At 63.5% G+C, this 15,835-nt stretch carries 10 protein-coding genes, 1 pseudogene and 2 CRISPR repeat arrays; of the genes and pseudogenes, 5 read left to right on the top strand and 6 right to left on the bottom strand.

Translation table 11 applies throughout. The features are described from left to right. The 4 genes from ACZ5RK_RS12435 to cas6 are packed head-to-tail and all read left to right on the top strand — an operon-like array spanning position 1 to position 4,889. On the top strand, positions 1-882 hold the full coding sequence (locus ACZ5RK_RS12435) for a hypothetical protein (RefSeq protein WP_464910282.1): 882 nt from the start codon (positions 1-3) through the stop codon (positions 880-882). A gap of 1 nt (position 883) precedes the next feature. Continuing rightward, positions 884-1,675 carry a hypothetical protein gene (locus tag ACZ5RK_RS12430; RefSeq protein WP_464910281.1) on the top strand — a complete coding sequence of 264 codons (792 nt, stop codon included), beginning with the start codon at positions 884-886 and terminating at the stop codon, positions 1,673-1,675. Beyond that, entirely contained in the window at positions 1,642-4,095 is a 2,454-nt protein-coding gene (gene cas3 / locus ACZ5RK_RS12425) for a CRISPR-associated helicase Cas3' (protein ID WP_464910280.1), read from the top strand. The genes ACZ5RK_RS12430 and cas3 overlap by 34 nt, the downstream gene beginning before the upstream one ends. Beyond that, positions 4,095-4,889, top strand: a complete 795-nt coding sequence (gene cas6, locus ACZ5RK_RS12420) for a CRISPR-associated endoribonuclease Cas6 (protein WP_464910279.1) — start codon at positions 4,095-4,097, stop codon at positions 4,887-4,889. Before cas3 ends, cas6 begins: the two co-directional genes overlap by 1 nt. Before the next feature lie 239 nt (positions 4,890-5,128). Beyond that, positions 5,129-9,715: a CRISPR direct-repeat array (repeat unit 36 nt; unit sequence GTTGCAAAGCTCGTTAGCCTCGTAGAGGATTGAAAC). Between the two features lie 41 nt (positions 9,716-9,756). On the opposite strand, the gene ACZ5RK_RS12415 is transcribed toward cas6, so the two are convergent. Then, a complete protein-coding gene (locus ACZ5RK_RS12415) occupies positions 9,757-11,001 on the bottom strand; it encodes an IS256 family transposase (RefSeq protein WP_464910263.1) in 1,245 nt (414 codons plus the stop codon). Positions 11,002-11,040: 39 nt separating this feature from the next. Continuing rightward, positions 11,041-11,363: direct repeats of the CRISPR family, unit length 36 nt; unit sequence GTTGCAAAACTCGTTAGCCTCGTAGAGGATTGAAAC. Positions 11,364-11,411: 48 nt separating this feature from the next. On the opposite strand from ACZ5RK_RS12415, the pseudogene ACZ5RK_RS12410 reads away from it, so the two are divergent. Then, positions 11,412-12,208, top strand: a pseudogene (locus ACZ5RK_RS12410) (IS630 family transposase). Here ACZ5RK_RS12410 and ACZ5RK_RS12405 read toward each other — a convergent pair. The 5 genes from ACZ5RK_RS12405 to ACZ5RK_RS12385 are packed head-to-tail and all read right to left on the bottom strand — an operon-like array spanning position 12,205 to position 15,750. Further along, on the bottom strand, positions 12,205-12,849 hold the full coding sequence (locus ACZ5RK_RS12405; RefSeq protein WP_464910278.1) for a histidine phosphatase family protein: 645 nt from the start codon (positions 12,847-12,849) through the stop codon (positions 12,205-12,207). The pseudogene ACZ5RK_RS12410 and the gene ACZ5RK_RS12405 overlap by 4 nt on opposite strands. Then, positions 12,846-13,196 (bottom strand): DUF6285 domain-containing protein, encoded by a 351-nt coding sequence (locus tag ACZ5RK_RS12400; RefSeq protein WP_054647836.1) that lies wholly within the window; start codon positions 13,194-13,196, stop codon positions 12,846-12,848. Before ACZ5RK_RS12400 ends, ACZ5RK_RS12405 begins: the two co-directional genes overlap by 4 nt. Continuing rightward, positions 13,189-14,166: a phosphotransferase family protein gene (locus ACZ5RK_RS12395; RefSeq protein WP_464910277.1), complete on the bottom strand. Its 978-nt coding sequence runs from the start codon at positions 14,164-14,166 to the stop codon at positions 13,189-13,191. The genes ACZ5RK_RS12400 and ACZ5RK_RS12395 overlap by 8 nt, the downstream gene beginning before the upstream one ends. After that, entirely contained in the window at positions 14,163-15,323 is a 1,161-nt protein-coding gene (locus ACZ5RK_RS12390) for an acyl-CoA dehydrogenase family protein (protein ID WP_464910276.1), read from the bottom strand. The genes ACZ5RK_RS12395 and ACZ5RK_RS12390 overlap by 4 nt, the downstream gene beginning before the upstream one ends. Then, a complete protein-coding gene (locus ACZ5RK_RS12385) occupies positions 15,286-15,750 on the bottom strand; it encodes a MerR family transcriptional regulator (RefSeq protein ID WP_464910275.1) in 465 nt (154 codons plus the stop codon). Before ACZ5RK_RS12385 ends, ACZ5RK_RS12390 begins: the two co-directional genes overlap by 38 nt. Positions 15,751-15,835 lie beyond the last annotated feature (85 nt).

Below are 15,835 nucleotides of genomic sequence, written 5' to 3'. Positions count from 1 at the left end.
ATGGCGAGCGGAATCACCCCCAAAGGCGAGGCCCTTTACCACTGGGACATCTACGCCCTGCTCTACGCCCCCCAGGAGGTCTACTTCGGCCACGAGACCCAGGTGAACGTGAACCTCATTGAGACCGTAAGCCTCCCCGACGGCAGCGAGCGGGTTTACCTTTCCCCCACCAAGCGCCGCGGGGTGGAGCGGCGGGCCCTCCTTTACGCCCCCGTGGAGCGGAATGGACAGCACCTTTACCTCACCGACCTCCTGGACTGCGGCATCCCCAACACCTGTGGCCGGGAAACCTGCCCCGTCTGCCGGGTCTATGGAGCCTTGGTTACCGAGAAGCGTGGAAACGTGGAACGCACTACCTTTATCGGTCGGCTGACCCATGGGGGTGGTGTGGCCATACCCGCCCTGGAGCCCTTGGAGAAGCAGCGGGCCATGCATCCCTCGGACCTCAGGCGGGAGTCGGGGGAGGAGCCCCAGCCCTTCAGGCGGCAGTACGGAGCTCCGGGCCTCCTCTTCCCCGTGTACAACCACGTCCTTGCCGCGAGCGAAAGGGAGTTCCGGGCGGTGGCCTACGCCTTCCTGGAAAGCCTTCCCCGGCTCGGGGCGGGGAACCCCAAGGGGCTGGACCTCTACGAGGACGAGGCCTTCGGCCCCTACCTGGTCCTGGACCGCTACAAGGCCCCCCTGGGGCGGCGGGTGGTCCTCCCACCCACCCTTAAGGACCCCGGGGAGGCCCTGGCGGAGTTCCGGCGCCGGGCGGAGGATGCTCCCCAAGGAGAAGCCCTTTTCCAGCGCCACCGGGGGAGGGCGGCCTTGGAGGCGCTTCAGAAGCTGGCCAAGGCTTTTGTGGAGGAAGACCTTCCGGCCCTGGCTTCCGCTTCCTGACATGTACGCCATCGCCCTCAGGATCCAGCCCACCTCGGCCCTCACCTTCCGGGTGCTTCCCGGCTCCATCCTGGACATCGCCACCTACCCCTTTGTCCCGCCCACCACCCTTTCGGGGTGGCTAAGGCGGCTCTTCTGGGCTCAAAGGGGCCTCCTTCCCCCGGACCAGAGGGAGGGGAACACTCCCCGCTTCTACGTCCTCCCACGGCGGTACCTTCCCCTGGGGGCGTACCCCGTGGGGGAGTGGAGGGTCCACCGCACCCATCGGCATGGGCCAAGGGCCTTCACCCACAGCGAGTTTTCCCGCCTGCGCCGGGAAGGCAAGCCCCCTAAGGGAGGGGACCTTCAGCTGCACACTTGGGAGTACCTGCTGGCCGAGGAGTTTTTGGGGGCGGTTTTGGCGGAGAAGGAGGAGGACCTCCGGCGCCTCAAGGGCCTGGTGGGCTACGGGGCTAAGCTGGGCAAGGAGGGCTTCGCCTACCTCGAGGCCGTGGGCGAGCCCCTGGAGGTCCGCCCCGAGGAGGGGGATGGGCCCTTCACCCCCGTGCGGGCGGAAACCTGGGGCGGGGCCATCCAGGGGGCTTACCCCCTCTACCGCTTCCGCTTTGGGGAAGCCAAAGACCCGGACCCCGCAAGCCCTGACCCCAGTCCGGTCATAGGGTACGAGGGGGCCTATTTTGTCCTCCCCCACGGGCGGGGCTCGGCCAAAGGTTTTTCCTTGGAAGGGCGGTTTTTCGCTTGGGATCTGGTGGAGTTCCTATGGGCGAGGGCATCGGGAGGGTCTTCTTTCTAGAGGACAAGGTGGGCTTCCAGCCCCTTTCCAACCACCAGGGGCTTGTGGTCAAGCTCCTGACGTCGTGGCGGGAAGGGGATGAGCCCTTAGCGCTTTCTCCAAAGACCAAGGAGCGCCTCCTCCTTGCGGCGCAGTACCACGATGACGGAAAGCGCTTCACCTTCCGCATCGTTCCCGACGGGAAGGGCGGGCTCATCTATAGCTTCCGCGGGCACCGCTTCCGGGTAGCCCAGGCCGTCCGAGACCCCTACGCCCAGGCCCTTATCCGAGGCCATCATGACTACTCCACCCGCGAGGTGGTGAACCTGGCCGCGGACTTCCTCGAGGAGGGCTTGGGCCACCGCTTCCCCGAGGACCTCTTCCTCCTCATGATGGCCGACCAGTTGGAGGCGGAGCTTGCGGTGCGGTTATGGGAGGGGCGGGCAGGGGAGGTCCGGCCCTTCGTGGAGTTTGACCTGTTACCTGACGGCGAAGGCGAGTTCCTCTTGGACCCCTGGCCCTTCCAGGTGGACGAGGTCGCCCTGGACTTCCTGGTCTACTTCCACCCCTACCGGGGCGAGGAGGCCAAGGTGGTGGAGGGATGGGGGCGGGCCCTGGTAGGAGCTTTGGAAGAGGGGAAGGTGCCCGAGGCCTTCCAAGAGGAAAGGCGCCGGGTGCGCCTCAGGCCCTGGGCGGGCGGGGCGAGGAAAACGGACGACCCCGAGGCCTTCTACACCCGGTTTGGCCTAAAGCCCACTCCCTTTCAGCGGGAGGTTTTCGAGGTGGCCCAAGGCCGTCCGGCCCACCTCCTCCTCGCCCCCACGGGAACGGGGAAGACCGAGGCCGTAGCCTTCCCCGCCCTGGCCCGGGGGGAGCGGCTCGTCCTCGCCCTGCCCACGCGGAGCCTGGTGGACGACTTGGAGGGGCGCTTTCGCCGCTACCTCAAAACCCTGGCCCAGGGGGAGGGGCGGCCCAAGGTCTTGGTGGTGGATACCGGCCACCGCCAGGCGCGCTTTCGCTTTAGCCCAGATGGCCAGGAGGAGGCCACCAAGGAGCGGCACCTTTACCACGCCGATGTCATCCTCACCACCTTGGACAAGCTCCTCTACCGCTACTTCGGCTACGCCGAGGGGGCCAAATCTTACACCTTCCCCCGGCGGATCCACGACCGGAGGACGCTTTTCGTCTTTGACGAGGTGCACCTTTACGAGGCCACCGCCTGGGTGAACTTCCGTCACCTGATCGCCTCCTTGTACAAGGCGGGCGTGCGCTTTCTGGTGATGAGCGCCACCATGCCCAGGACGTACCGGGAGGAGCTGCTCCTCGAGGGCACCCTGGAGCACCCTCTGGAAAAGCGGCCGAGCCGGGTACTCCACTACATGCCCCGGGGCAACCTCATGGAAATCATCCGAATCAACCTGGGCAAGCGGGTTCTGGTAGTTCTGGAGGAGGTCAAGGAGGCGGCGGAGCTTTACAAGGGGCTCAAAGGGGAGGGGGTCTTCCTCTACCATGGCCGCCTGGCGGAGTGCCAAAGGAGAAGGGTCTTTGGGGAGGTCAAGCGCCGGGACGAGGTCAAGGAACCCTACACCTTGATTACCACCCCCGCCATTGAAGTGGGCGTGGACCTGGACGCGGAGGTCCTTATCACGACCCCCTGCCCGCCGGAAAACCTCTTGCAGCGCCTGGGAAGGGTGAACCGGAGGGGAAGGGGCCAGGGGGAAGCCTACGTGGTTGGGGAAACCTACCCCGACTACCTGGGGAGCCTACCGGAGGGCTACTTGGAACTCCTGAAGAAACTGCACGGGCAAGACCTGGCCCAAGGGGGGGAGGAGGCTCTTCGGCAGGCCATCCGCTACCCCCGGTACCTGGACCCTCGGGCGGAAACCCTCTTTGAAGCTTTGCAGGATTACGTCTACGGGTTGGACCTTACCCAAGAGCCCCTCCACCGCAAGGGCTTTGTGGCTACCCGAAGCTGGACGCCCAGCGTTCGCCTGCGCAAGGGGGAGGACGAGGTGGAGGTTCCCATAGACCGGCTTGTTGGCCGGAAAGAGGAGCTTACTCCCGTCCGGGTTGTGGAGCGGTTTTTGACCGATGGAGAAGAGGGCAACCGGCGCTGGGAAGAGGTTCCCTTGCGCTCTGGGGAGCTTTACGGGCGGGAGCTGGTGTTGGACTACCCCTACCCATACGACGCAGAGCTGGGCTTCGTGGAGTTGCCCAAGGTGTTTCAGCGCCTTCGCCATCCCGACCCCCAACGGGTCCAGCTTCTCTACGCCCCGGAAAAGGATGCGGGCCATGCGCCGGAAGGCGTTATGGACACCGATCAGGTAACGAGTGGGGAAAAGCGGGTTCTCTGGTATCTGGGAGAGTCGGCCTGGGCGGAGCCCGCCCAGAGGGGGGAGGCGGCCGAAGAAACCGAGGAAGAGGAAGAAGAGGGGGACTGATGCCTCAGGCCGTGGTCCTCGAGCTCGTGGGGGAAAAATCCCCCCTTTACCCCGCCCGCTATGCCCACGGCCTCTTCTTTGCCCTGCTTTCCCGGGTGAGCCCGGAGCTAGCCCGGAAGCTCCACGAGGCTCCGCGCAAGCCCTTTACCCTGGCGCCGCTTCCCAGGGTTGGCTCCGAAGGGGCTACCTTGAAGGGGACCCTGAGGCTCCGCCTTACCGCCCTGGACGATGGTCTTTTTGCCCCCTTTCTCCGGGTCCTCCTGGAAGCGGCCACGGAGGGGCTTCTCCTGGGGGATCATCCCTACCGGCTGGCGCGGGTCCTGGCTACCCGCGAGGGGCACCCCCTGGCCGGGGCCACCTCCTGGGAGGAGCTCAAGGAGGCTCCCAAGCGGGAAAAGGCCGCCTTTCGTTTCCTCACCCCCACGGTCTTCGCCACTTCTAAGCCGGGCGGGCGCACCCGCTACACTCCTTTGCCCGACCCCCGCCTTATCGCAGGCTCCCTCCTGGACAAGTGGCAGGCTCACAGCCCCTTTGCTTACAACCCAAAGGAAGAGGCCGCCTTGCGGGAGCTTTTTGAGTTGGACCTCGAGGTGGGGGGTTTCCGCAACCTGCGCTTCCACCGGGTACAGGCGGGGAAGGGCTTTTTCCCGGGTTTCACGGGTGAGATGACCCTAAGGCTTTGGAGCCAGAGCCTCGAGGCCCGGGAGGCCCTGGGGCGCCTCCACGCCCTAGCCTTCTTCAGCGGCGTGGGGGCTAAGACCCCCTACGGCATGGGCCTGGTAGTCCCCCTCTAGCGAGTGCGAAGGCCACCTTATGTAAACCCTCGGTGCCATATCGGGGGTTTTTGCTATACAGAAGGCTGCTCTTTTGAATTGCATACTCGCCCTCTTCCCTCGTTCGCGTGCGCATTCGTCCTGGAGAAGAAAAGTCCCACTTTAGTCGCACGGCTCCTCCCCCAGCTTGACGCATAATCCTCCCGCGTGCGAAAATGACCCCAAGATCCCCCGCCTGGAGCCGCTTTCTGGAGGGGGCCGTTGCAAAGCTCGTTAGCCTCGTAGAGGATTGAAACCTCCTGGCTAGCCGGGCCGTTGGCCGCCATGTGGGTTGCAAAGCTCGTTAGCCTCGTAGAGGATTGAAACTCCAGGGCGAAGTTCTACCCCAACCGGAGGCAAGAAAGTTGCAAAGCTCGTTAGCCTCGTAGAGGATTGAAACGAGGTGGAGAAGGCGCCCGAGAGGGACCGGGGGGAGAAGTTGCAAAGCTCGTTAGCCTCGTAGAGGATTGAAACCTGTGGAGGTTGCTGTGGGGGTGGAGTGGCGCTCGGTTGCAAAGCTCGTTAGCCTCGTAGAGGATTGAAACCTCCTCCTGGGGAAAAGGTGGCCCAGATCTCCGGTTGCAAAGCTCGTTAGCCTCGTAGAGGATTGAAACCGAGGAGCGCTACTACTGGCACGTGATCAACCGCCTGAAGTTGCAAAGCTCGTTAGCCTCGTAGAGGATTGAAACGAGAAGAAGGCGGAGGAGGCCCTCGGGGGAAAGCTCCCGTTGCAAAGCTCGTTAGCCTCGTAGAGGATTGAAACCGTTGTGGATGGCGACGGCGGTCAGGGCGAGCCCCCCGTTGCAAAGCTCGTTAGCCTCGTAGAGGATTGAAACAAGAAAACGGCGTATGCTCCTAGCTAAGTGCCAGGCGTTGCAAAGCTCGTTAGCCTCGTAGAGGATTGAAACGGGGGACCCGAAGGGCCGGTTCTCCTTCCACTGGCGGTTGCAAAGCTCGTTAGCCTCGTAGAGGATTGAAACTTGTAGGTTTCCACCGCTCTAGGGTTGATGTCGTATGGTTGCAAAGCTCGTTAGCCTCGTAGAGGATTGAAACTACTACGAGGGGTACACTCCCCGCCCCGGAGAGCGGGTTGCAAAGCTCGTTAGCCTCGTAGAGGATTGAAACGAGAACAGAAGCCACGAAGCTCACGGGAAACAAACCGTTGCAAAGCTCGTTAGCCTCGTAGAGGATTGAAACTCGCAGTGGACCCCGTGCCCATCTACTACCGCTCACGTTGCAAAGCTCGTTAGCCTCGTAGAGGATTGAAACTTCCAGGAGCTCCCACCATGGGCCCCAGCCCTCGCGGTTGCAAAGCTCGTTAGCCTCGTAGAGGATTGAAACCCCACCTTCCGCCACTTCTCCTCCGTGGCGAGCACGGTTGCAAAGCTCGTTAGCCTCGTAGAGGATTGAAACGAAGTCGGCTAGGACGGAGCGGTAGGTGTCTATGGTGTTGCAAAGCTCGTTAGCCTCGTAGAGGATTGAAACGGAGGAGGAGCGGAGAGCGCACGAGCAGGCCATGAGGGTTGCAAAGCTCGTTAGCCTCGTAGAGGATTGAAACGCGCATTGGGAGGCTAGCCCCCCAGCGCTCTTCCCAGTTGCAAAGCTCGTTAGCCTCGTAGAGGATTGAAACATTACCCGCTCCACCTCCCGGTCGGTCATCGCCCAGGTTGCAAAGCTCGTTAGCCTCGTAGAGGATTGAAACTCCGTGTCCGCCACGGACGCGGGCGGCCTCTCGGATGTTGCAAAGCTCGTTAGCCTCGTAGAGGATTGAAACTAGACCTCCAGGAGGAGACGGGTGCCGGGCACCAGGTTGCAAAGCTCGTTAGCCTCGTAGAGGATTGAAACAGCTACCTCATCTCCCTCCAGGACCGGGCCCAGGGGGTTGCAAAGCTCGTTAGCCTCGTAGAGGATTGAAACCTTCCCCTTTCCCACCACCTGCAGGGCCATGGCGGTTGCAAAGCTCGTTAGCCTCGTAGAGGATTGAAACGCCCAGCAGGCTACCCTCTCCCGCGTCCGCACCCGTTGCAAAGCTCGTTAGCCTCGTAGAGGATTGAAACAGGCGTTTGGCGGCCCCAGTCTCCGCGAGGTCCGCCGTTGCAAAGCTCGTTAGCCTCGTAGAGGATTGAAACCGGGACCTGGAGGCCCGGCTCACCGAGCTGGAGGAGTTGCAAAGCTCGTTAGCCTCGTAGAGGATTGAAACATATCGGGGCCGTGGACACCAGCCGGGCCCAGATGAGCGTTGCAAAGCTCGTTAGCCTCGTAGAGGATTGAAACTAACTCCCGGTAGCACACTGGGCGTAGCATGCTCTGGTTGCAAAGCTCGTTAGCCTCGTAGAGGATTGAAACCCGGAGGGGAGCGTGGCTCCCCGAAATGCCAGCCCTGTTGCAAAGCTCGTTAGCCTCGTAGAGGATTGAAACAGCCGTGCCAGAGGTGGTGGCGGCGTACTGCGTGGTCAGTTGCAAAGCTCGTTAGCCTCGTAGAGGATTGAAACCAGAGCGGCATGTCCTGGGAGCGCCTTGCCCGGGAGGTTGCAAAGCTCGTTAGCCTCGTAGAGGATTGAAACATGTCCTCGCCCCAGATGACCTCCACAGTGGTGAGCGTTGCAAAGCTCGTTAGCCTCGTAGAGGATTGAAACAGCCGGGAGTACCTATTCCGGTACATCTCCAAGTATGTTGCAAAGCTCGTTAGCCTCGTAGAGGATTGAAACTCCTGTATCTGGGCCACCTTTATGGCGGCCATCCTGTTGCAAAGCTCGTTAGCCTCGTAGAGGATTGAAACAGCTTATCCCGCTCGGGGCGGGCGGGCACCACGGGGAGTTGCAAAGCTCGTTAGCCTCGTAGAGGATTGAAACCGCGGCGTGGCCCTCCGGGTCCAATACGGGCAGGCGGTTGCAAAGCTCGTTAGCCTCGTAGAGGATTGAAACCTGGCCCCGCGGAAGGGTGATAACCTCCTCGGGGAGTTGCAAAGCTCGTTAGCCTCGTAGAGGATTGAAACGAGAAGCGCCGGCTCGCATAGCCATCCCTATCCTGTTGCAAAGCTCGTTAGCCTCGTAGAGGATTGAAACTGGCGCATCGTGGCCGAGCTGAAGGAGGCGGTGGAGTTGCAAAGCTCGTTAGCCTCGTAGAGGATTGAAACCTTGAGCTTCCCGCCGTTCTCGTGGGCCGCCTGGAGGGTTGCAAAGCTCGTTAGCCTCGTAGAGGATTGAAACCCCGGAGTGGGGGCGTGTTCTGGAACGCATCGCCACCGTTGCAAAGCTCGTTAGCCTCGTAGAGGATTGAAACCGGGCGGGAGGCCCTGAAGGGCTTCCTGGCCTCGGCGTTGCAAAGCTCGTTAGCCTCGTAGAGGATTGAAACGCCTATGGCCCCGTTGGAAGTCGGGGCGTTTACACCGTTGCAAAGCTCGTTAGCCTCGTAGAGGATTGAAACTTGGGGTACGCCCGCCGCAAGCGGTCGTAGACCGGATGTTGCAAAGCTCGTTAGCCTCGTAGAGGATTGAAACCGCGAACGCTTCGGCGAGCCCCTGGGCGGCCCGCAGCGTTGCAAAGCTCGTTAGCCTCGTAGAGGATTGAAACGCCGACGAGGCGGCGAAGCGCCTGGAGGAGGCCGCCCGTTGCAAAGCTCGTTAGCCTCGTAGAGGATTGAAACAGAGTGTGCGCAACGGGCACATGGCGGTCATCGCCGTTGCAAAGCTCGTTAGCCTCGTAGAGGATTGAAACCCCGCGTAAACGTACGGGGCCGCGTCGGAGATGTACGGGTTGCAAAGCTCGTTAGCCTCGTAGAGGATTGAAACCTGGCGGCTCTACCAACTCCACGGGTACGAGGAGGACGGGTTGCAAAGCTCGTTAGCCTCGTAGAGGATTGAAACGGGCTCGTGGCTCCCGGCTTCGTCCACGTGGAGCGGCGTTGCAAAGCTCGTTAGCCTCGTAGAGGATTGAAACGGGGAGAGACGGTCCAGGTGTCCGCCCTGTCCGGGTTGCAAAGCTCGTTAGCCTCGTAGAGGATTGAAACAGGGACCAGGCCAGCGCCACCCTGCGCCAGGTGCAGGGTTGCAAAGCTCGTTAGCCTCGTAGAGGATTGAAACAAAGGCGAGGGCCAGGTGGCGGATCTCCTCCACGGGGTGTTGCAAAGCTCGTTAGCCTCGTAGAGGATTGAAACCGGGACGCTGCGGGCCAGGAGCACCTACTGGAGCCGTTGCAAAGCTCGTTAGCCTCGTAGAGGATTGAAACCGCGAGCCTAGGCGCTACGGCCGGGGGGCACACCGCTAGTTGCAAAGCTCGTTAGCCTCGTAGAGGATTGAAACAGTACGAACACCGGGCCCTCCTGGACCGCTACAAGGTTGCAAAGCTCGTTAGCCTCGTAGAGGATTGAAACGTGAAATGCCTGTGACTACTAGGAGTGATCTTTTCAGTTGCAAAGCTCGTTAGCCTCGTAGAGGATTGAAACGGGGTGCAGTATCCTTCAAGCATGATCACCTGGCCGAAGAGTTGCAAAGCTCGTTAGCCTCGTAGAGGATTGAAACAGGTATGGACGCCCAAGAGGTGGTCAAGCGGGCGGGTTGCAAAGCTCGTTAGCCTCGTAGAGGATTGAAACACTACAACAGATGCAGATTCCCCCTCGGAGTTCATGGTTGCAAAGCTCGTTAGCCTCGTAGAGGATTGAAACATGCGGGTCCAGCGGGAACTTTACGACACACCCCACGTTGCAAAGCTCGTTAGCCTCGTAGAGGATTGAAACCATCATGTCGGGGACAACTGAGCCGAGAAGCTCAACGAGTTGCAAAGCTCGTTAGCCTCGTAGAGGATTGAAACGCGCCCCGCCATCACCGCCCCCTTCTGGGTGGAGGGTCGTGTCAAGGACTCTGTGTAAGAGTCTGTGTACGGGGGGCATACCGCTCCTGAAGCATCTTCTCCAGCACCTCCTTCACCTCCGAGAACCCCTTTAGTTTCCGTTCTGCCCACTTCCCTGCAAGATGTTCGCTTCGCGAAGCAGCCTGCCTCTCCGACTCCAGGTAAAGAAGCTTGTACACCGCCTCTTCCTTAGGAAACTTGTGGTCCCGCACCTTCGTCCCCCGCCGTACCTCCCGGATAAACCGCTCCATCAGGTTGGTGCTCCGCAAGTACGGCCAAAGCACCTTGGGGTACCCGTAGAAGCGTAGGAAGGCCCCGGAGTCTCCCACCCACAGCCCCACCACCCCCGGGTACCGCGAACCCCAGGCGGCCTTCACCTCCTCCAAGGCCCCAAGAGCTTCTTCCCGGCTCTCCGCCCCGTACACCCGCCTCAGGTCCTCGGCCAGCAGGGCCCGGTCCCGCGCCCGCACCTGGGACAGGCTCCACCGCACCCCGTGCACCACGCACCGCTGCCACTCCGCCTGAGGGTAGACCCTGCGGATCGCCTCGGGAAGCCCGGGCAGCCCGTCGGTGATGAAGAGCAATACCCGCCGCAGGCCCCGCTGCCAAAGCTCCCCCAGGACCCCCTCCCATCCCAGGGCGCTCTCCGTGGGCAAAAGCCAGAACCCCAGGACCCGTCTCTCCCCATCAGGGGCGATGCCCAGGGCCACATACACGCTTTCCCGCACGATCCCTTCTCCTTCCCTGAAGACCTTTAGGGAAAGCCCGTCCAGGTAGACGAAGGCCATCTCCTCGGGCAAAAGCCGGGTGCGGAAGGCTCCTGCCGCCTCCAGGACTTGGTCGGTCAGAGCGCTTAGGGTCTCGTGGGAGTAGCGGTGGCCTAAGAGCAGGCTCAATATCTCGGCCGCCTTGCGCTGGCTGACCCCGGCGGCGTACAAGGCCACGGCCACCTCTCCCACGTCCACCAGGCGGCGGGCGTAGGGCTTAAGGAAAGCCGGGTAATACCGAGACTCCCGATCTCTAGGGACCTTCAGGTCCACCTGGCCGAAGGTGGTCTCCAGCTTGCGGGGGTAGTAGCCGTTCCTGCGGCCCCCGTGCGCCTGCAGGAAGGCCGTCCGGTCCAGCTCCAGAACCGTCTGCAAAACCTCGGTCACTGTTTCCCGCACCGCTTCCCTCAGCAAGATCCGCAAGGTATCCTGGTCCACGGGGCACCTCCTCGTGCTAAGGTGTGCCCCCCTATTAAACACGGACCCTTACACATAAATCCTTACACGACCGGGTGGAGCGTTGCAAAACTCGTTAGCCTCGTAGAGGATTGAAACTCCCACGACCGGCCCCAGCGAGCCCGGAACGGGAGTGTTGCAAAACTCGCTAGCCTCGTAGAGGATTGAAACGCGTGGGCCCCGGTGAAGGGATCGAGCCCCCCGGCGTTGCAAAACTCGTTAGCCTCGTAGAGGATTGAAACACTTCCACCGTAGCCCGCACCTGAGGGTCTTGGAGGGTTGCAAAACTCGTTAGCCTCGTAGAGGATTGAAACGGGTGGACGGAGGAGGAACGGGCCTTCGCCCAGGCGGTTGCAAAGCTCGTTAGCCTCATAGAGGATTGAAACGGGCTAACCTCCCCTAGTAACTAAGTGTCCATGCATTAAACTATCTACATGCCTGCCCCCCTTCGCATCCACCTGACCCCCGAGCAGGAGGCCCAGCTCCGGGAGCTGGAGACCAACCCCGTGGTCCCCCACAAGGTCCGGCGCCGGGCCCAGACGGTACGCCTGGCCGCCCAGGGGTGGACGGCCCCCCGGATCGCCCGCCACCTGGGCCTGGACCGCACCACCCTCCACCGCGACCTCAGGCGGTGGCTGGAGAGAGGGATAGAGGGGCTTGAGGACGGTAAGCCCCCCGGGGCCAGGCCCCGGTGGACCCCGGCCATGAGCGCCTTCCTGCGGGAGCTTCTGCGGGGGGAGGAGGCCTGGACGGCCCCCCGGCTTCTGGAGGCTCTGGAGAGGCGCTTCTTCGTGACCTTCCACCCGGGGACGGTGCGGCGGAGGCTTCTGGAGATGGGCTACCGGTGGAAACGGACGCGCTATGTGCCCACGGGGAAGCCCAAGGAGGAGGAGGTGGAGGGGTTCAAGGCGGCCCTGGGGGAGGCGGAAAGGGGGGGCTGAGGGTGTTCTTTCTGGATGAGAGCGGGTTTGGGCTCTCCCTGCCTCCCACCTACGCCTGGGCGAGGAAGGGGGAGGCGGTGCGGGACGGGGGAGGTGGTGGCCTACCTGCCGCGGTACAGCCCGCACCTGAACCCGGTGAGGGGGTGTGGCGGCGGGTGAAGGGGTTTTTGACGCCCCGGAGGCACTACGGGAGCGTGGGGGAGCTGAGGGGGGCGGTGGCCGAGGCCCTTGAGAGGCTGCGGGAGCGGATGGGGCAGGGGGTGTCGCAAGGTCTATGCGTGGGCACTTAGCTCCGGTAAGCCTGCCACAGCTCCTCCATGCTGGTAAGGCGGGTGTCGGGGAGGGGGTCGTAGACGAGGAGGTTGTGGACCCTGAGGAGGTTTTTCTCTCCGATGTCCAAGACGGAGAGGCCGCAAGGGTGGATTTCCAGGGGCAGAAAGCCTCGGTTGCCGGTGAGGGCGTACGAGAGGAGCGCCCGGATGACGCCGCCGTGGGCCACGAGGAGGAGGGTGTTCCACTCTCGGGCGAGGAGGCGCTCGTAAGCGGGAAGGATGCGTTCCAGGAAGGCACCGTAGGACTCCCCCCCGAGGAAACGCTCCTCGAGGCTTCTGGGGTAAAAGGCTTCCCGGAAGGCCCGCTCCGGATCTGGTAGGTCCTTGAGCCTGCCTGGGCGGATCTCCCGAAACTCGGGCCACGCTTCCACAGGCACCTCCCTGCCGCTGGCCCTCAGCACCAGGGCCAGGGTTTCCTCCGTACGAGGGAGGTCGGTGTGGACGGCGAGGTCCAGGGGAACCTTGCGGAGGAGAGCCCCCACCGCCAGGGCCTGGACCCTTCCCCGCTCCGTGAGCCTTACCCCTTCGGGGGGGACGGGCCTCCCTTGAGGGAAATATTCCACCTCCCCGTGGCGCAAAAGGAGAAGCCGCCTCCTCATGGGTAACGTTCCAGGTACTTGGGGCTGGCCACCTGGAGCTTCCGGGCTACGTGAGCCTTGAGGAAGGAGAGGGTCCCCGGCGGGGCCCTGCCCTCGCGGATCTTTTCCCCTAGAGCCCGCAAGAGCTCCTCCAAAGGTGCCTCGAGGCCCAAAAGGGCCCCGAGTTCCCTCCGGTCTTCCTCCGCCAGGGCCCCTCCCAGAAGGAGCTCCCTCCGGGCAATGCCCAGGGCGTTTAAGGCCACCAGGGTCCGGAAGCGGAGCCGGGGGTCGGTAAGTCCGGGGAGGATTTCTTCTTCCAGGAACTCCCCGAGGGCCTCCAGCAGTTCGTCCAGGTTGGGCCTATCCATGGGTCTCCAGCAGGTAGAGGACCTCGTACTCCATCTCGGAGGCCAGCCTTCCTAGCACGGCGAGTTCCACGCTCCTTTCCTCCCCTCTAAGGTGCCTACGCGCCTGCTTCAGGGCTCCGAGCCCCCAGCGCACGTTGCCCAAAACCTCCCACCAGAAGAGTTCCTCCTCCGCAATGCCCTGTCCGGTGAGGGCGTTGTACCGCTCCAGGAAAGGCCCCACCTCCCCGATTCCCCCAAGGCGCTTCCCGTCCTCCCCGAAGCGCCAGGCCCGCACCAGGGGCCAGGCCAGGTCCTCCCGGGGGTCGCCCAGGTGGGCGAACTCCCAGTCTAAGACCGCCACCAGTCCCTCCCCGTCCACCAGGAGGTTCCCGATGCGGAAGTCCCCGTGAACCACCAGGGGAGGAAGCTCCCTGGGCGGGTGGTCCAAGAGCCAGCGCAGGCCCCACTCCAGGGCGGGGTGAGGTTCCTGAAGGGCGTCCAGGTCCCGGTAGGCCTCTTCCAGGGCGGCCCGCCAGGGAGGGAGGGGTGGGGGCTTTAGGAAGGGGAGTTCTGCAGGGGGGATGGCGTGGATCTTGGCGAGCTCTTCGGCCATGGCCTCGGGCAGGGCTGCCCGGGCCCGCGCCAGCTCCGGGCGACGGACCACCCGGGCCCCAATGGCCTCCCCAAAGAGGCGGCGCATGAGGAAGGCCTCCCGGCCCTCGAGGTCGGGGAAGTAGTGAAGGGGCTCGGGCACCTTGACCCCGTGGGCCTGGGCCACCTGGAGGAGGCGGAACTCGTGGGCCAGGGGGAGGGTGCCCTGATAGATCACCCCACCTCCTGCCCGGCGGAGGAAGAGGGGATAGGTACCCTCCCGGGTCCGGTAATCCACCGCCCAGGCTTCCTTGGAGGCTCCTCCGGGGAGGCGCTTGAGCTCCAGGACCTCCCCCGGTCCCAGGACTTCCCGTAAGGCGGCTTCCAGGGCTTCCCTCATGGCCTAAGCCCCTTGAATAGGGCCCGCTTGCCGATGCTTGCTCGGTGAACCTCGCTGGGCCCATCGTAGATGCGGAAGGGCCGAACCTCCCGGTAGAAGATGGAGAGGGGGATGTCCTCGCTGACCCCCAGGCCCCCGGTGATCTGCACCGCACGGTCCACCGCCCGGCCCACTGCCTCGGCCACAAAAACCTTGGCCATGGAGGCCTCGTGGCGGACCCTCTCTCCCTGGTCCAGCTTCCAGGCGGCGTGCCAGACCATGAGCCGGGCAGCGTGAAGCTCCATGTGGCTGTCGGCGATCATGAACTGGACCCCTTGGTGCTCGGCAAGCTTCCGTCCGAAGGAGTCCCTCCGGAGGGCATACTCCTGGGCGAGCTCGGTGGCCCGAACCCCCACCCCCAGCCAGCGCATACAGTGGGTGAGCCGGGCCGGGTCCAGGCGGAGCTCGGCGTACTCGAAGCCCCTCCCCACCTCGCCCAAGACCGCCTCCTCCCCCACCTCGCACCCCTCGAGGACCAGCTCCCCGTGCCCGCCCACGGTCCAGTGGTCCATGGTGGGGATGGTGCGCACCAGCTTGAGGCCGGGGTTTTCCCGGTCCACCAGGAAGATGGTGGGTCCTTCCTCCGCCCGGGCCAGGACAAGGAAGAAGGCCGCGCCCTCGGCCCCCGTGGTGAACCACTTCCGCCCCTCCAGGACGAAGCCCTTCCCCTTCCGCCTGGCGGTGGTCTTCAGGAGGGTAGGATCGGCCCCGGCCCCCATGGGTTCGGTCATGGCGAAGCCGCTCCGGACTTCCCCGGCGGCCAGGGGTTCCAGGTAGCGCCGCTTCTGCTCGGGGCTGGCTACCTTGTGGAGGAGGTGCATGTTGCCCTCGTCCGGGGCAGCGGCGTTCAGCGCCCTGGGCCCGAGGAGGCTCCGCCCCGCCTCCTCCAGGACCACGGCGAGCTGGGTCCAGGAAAGCCCAAGCCCCCCCAGCTCCTTGGGCAGATGGGGTAGGAAAAGCCCCCGGGCCCGGGCCTCCCGCTGGAGCTCCTGGGTCACCGCCTCCAGGCGGGTCAGGTCCCGGGCCACCTCCACTTCCCGGGGGATGACCGCCTCCTCCAGGAAGGCCCACACCCTTTCCCTAAGCGCCTCCGTCTCCCGGTCCAGGCCGAAGTCCATCCTGCACCTCCTCCGGGGCGAAGTGCTTGGTCAAGAAGCGATAGAAGCGCCGGATCATGCGTTCCTGTCGCTCCATGCTGGCCAGCACCTCCCCCGTTTTCCTCCACATGGCCAGGAGCTCCTCGTCCGAGAGGGGGATGTCCTCCCGCTTCCAGTCTTCCCGGTACGTGCCGTCGGGGCGGAAGATGGCCTTTTTGAGGAGCATGATCTTGCGGATCTCCTCCAGGGAAAAGCCGAGCTGGTTCAAGTCCTGAATATCCTGGACTAGAAAGAGGGCGAACTCCGTGTAGAGCTTCCGCCCTCCCTGGGTTAGGGCTCCGGGTTCCAGGAGCCCGAGCTGGGCGTAGTGTTGGAGGATTCTGCGGCTGATCCCCGCTGCCCGGGCCAGGTCGCTCAGGGAGTAGAGGGAGGGGAGGGAGGACTCCACAACCCCAATGTACCACGCGCTGTCCAAGATGTACACGCATGTTCATACTTGACATGTCCCGGGCGCTTCGCGTATAGTATGGGCA

This window comes from Thermus kawarayensis JCM 12314 (assembly GCF_055393575.1).
Note: the sequence above shows the minus strand (reverse complement) of the source record. Positions and strands in the feature narration are given on the sequence as shown.

What these genes read in the sequence shown, in the direction of transcription:
- ACZ5RK_RS12395 (WP_464910277.1), bottom strand. Translation starts at nt 14,166, where the DNA reads ATGAGGGAAGCCCTGGAAGCCGCCTTACGGGAAGTCCTGGGACCGGGG.
- cas3 (WP_464910280.1), top strand. Translation starts at nt 1,642, where the DNA reads ATGGGCGAGGGCATCGGGAGGGTCTTCTTTCTAGAGGACAAGGTGGGC.
- ACZ5RK_RS12435 (WP_464910282.1), top strand. Translation starts at nt 1, where the DNA reads ATGGCGAGCGGAATCACCCCCAAAGGCGAGGCCCTTTACCACTGGGAC.
- cas6 (WP_464910279.1), top strand. Translation starts at nt 4,095, where the DNA reads ATGCCTCAGGCCGTGGTCCTCGAGCTCGTGGGGGAAAAATCCCCCCTT.
- ACZ5RK_RS12430 (WP_464910281.1), top strand. Translation starts at nt 884, where the DNA reads ATGTACGCCATCGCCCTCAGGATCCAGCCCACCTCGGCCCTCACCTTC.
- ACZ5RK_RS12390 (WP_464910276.1), bottom strand. Translation starts at nt 15,323, where the DNA reads ATGGACTTCGGCCTGGACCGGGAGACGGAGGCGCTTAGGGAAAGGGTG.
- ACZ5RK_RS12400 (WP_054647836.1), bottom strand. Translation starts at nt 13,196, where the DNA reads ATGGATAGGCCCAACCTGGACGAACTGCTGGAGGCCCTCGGGGAGTTC.
- ACZ5RK_RS12405 (WP_464910278.1), bottom strand. Translation starts at nt 12,849, where the DNA reads ATGAGGAGGCGGCTTCTCCTTTTGCGCCACGGGGAGGTGGAATATTTC.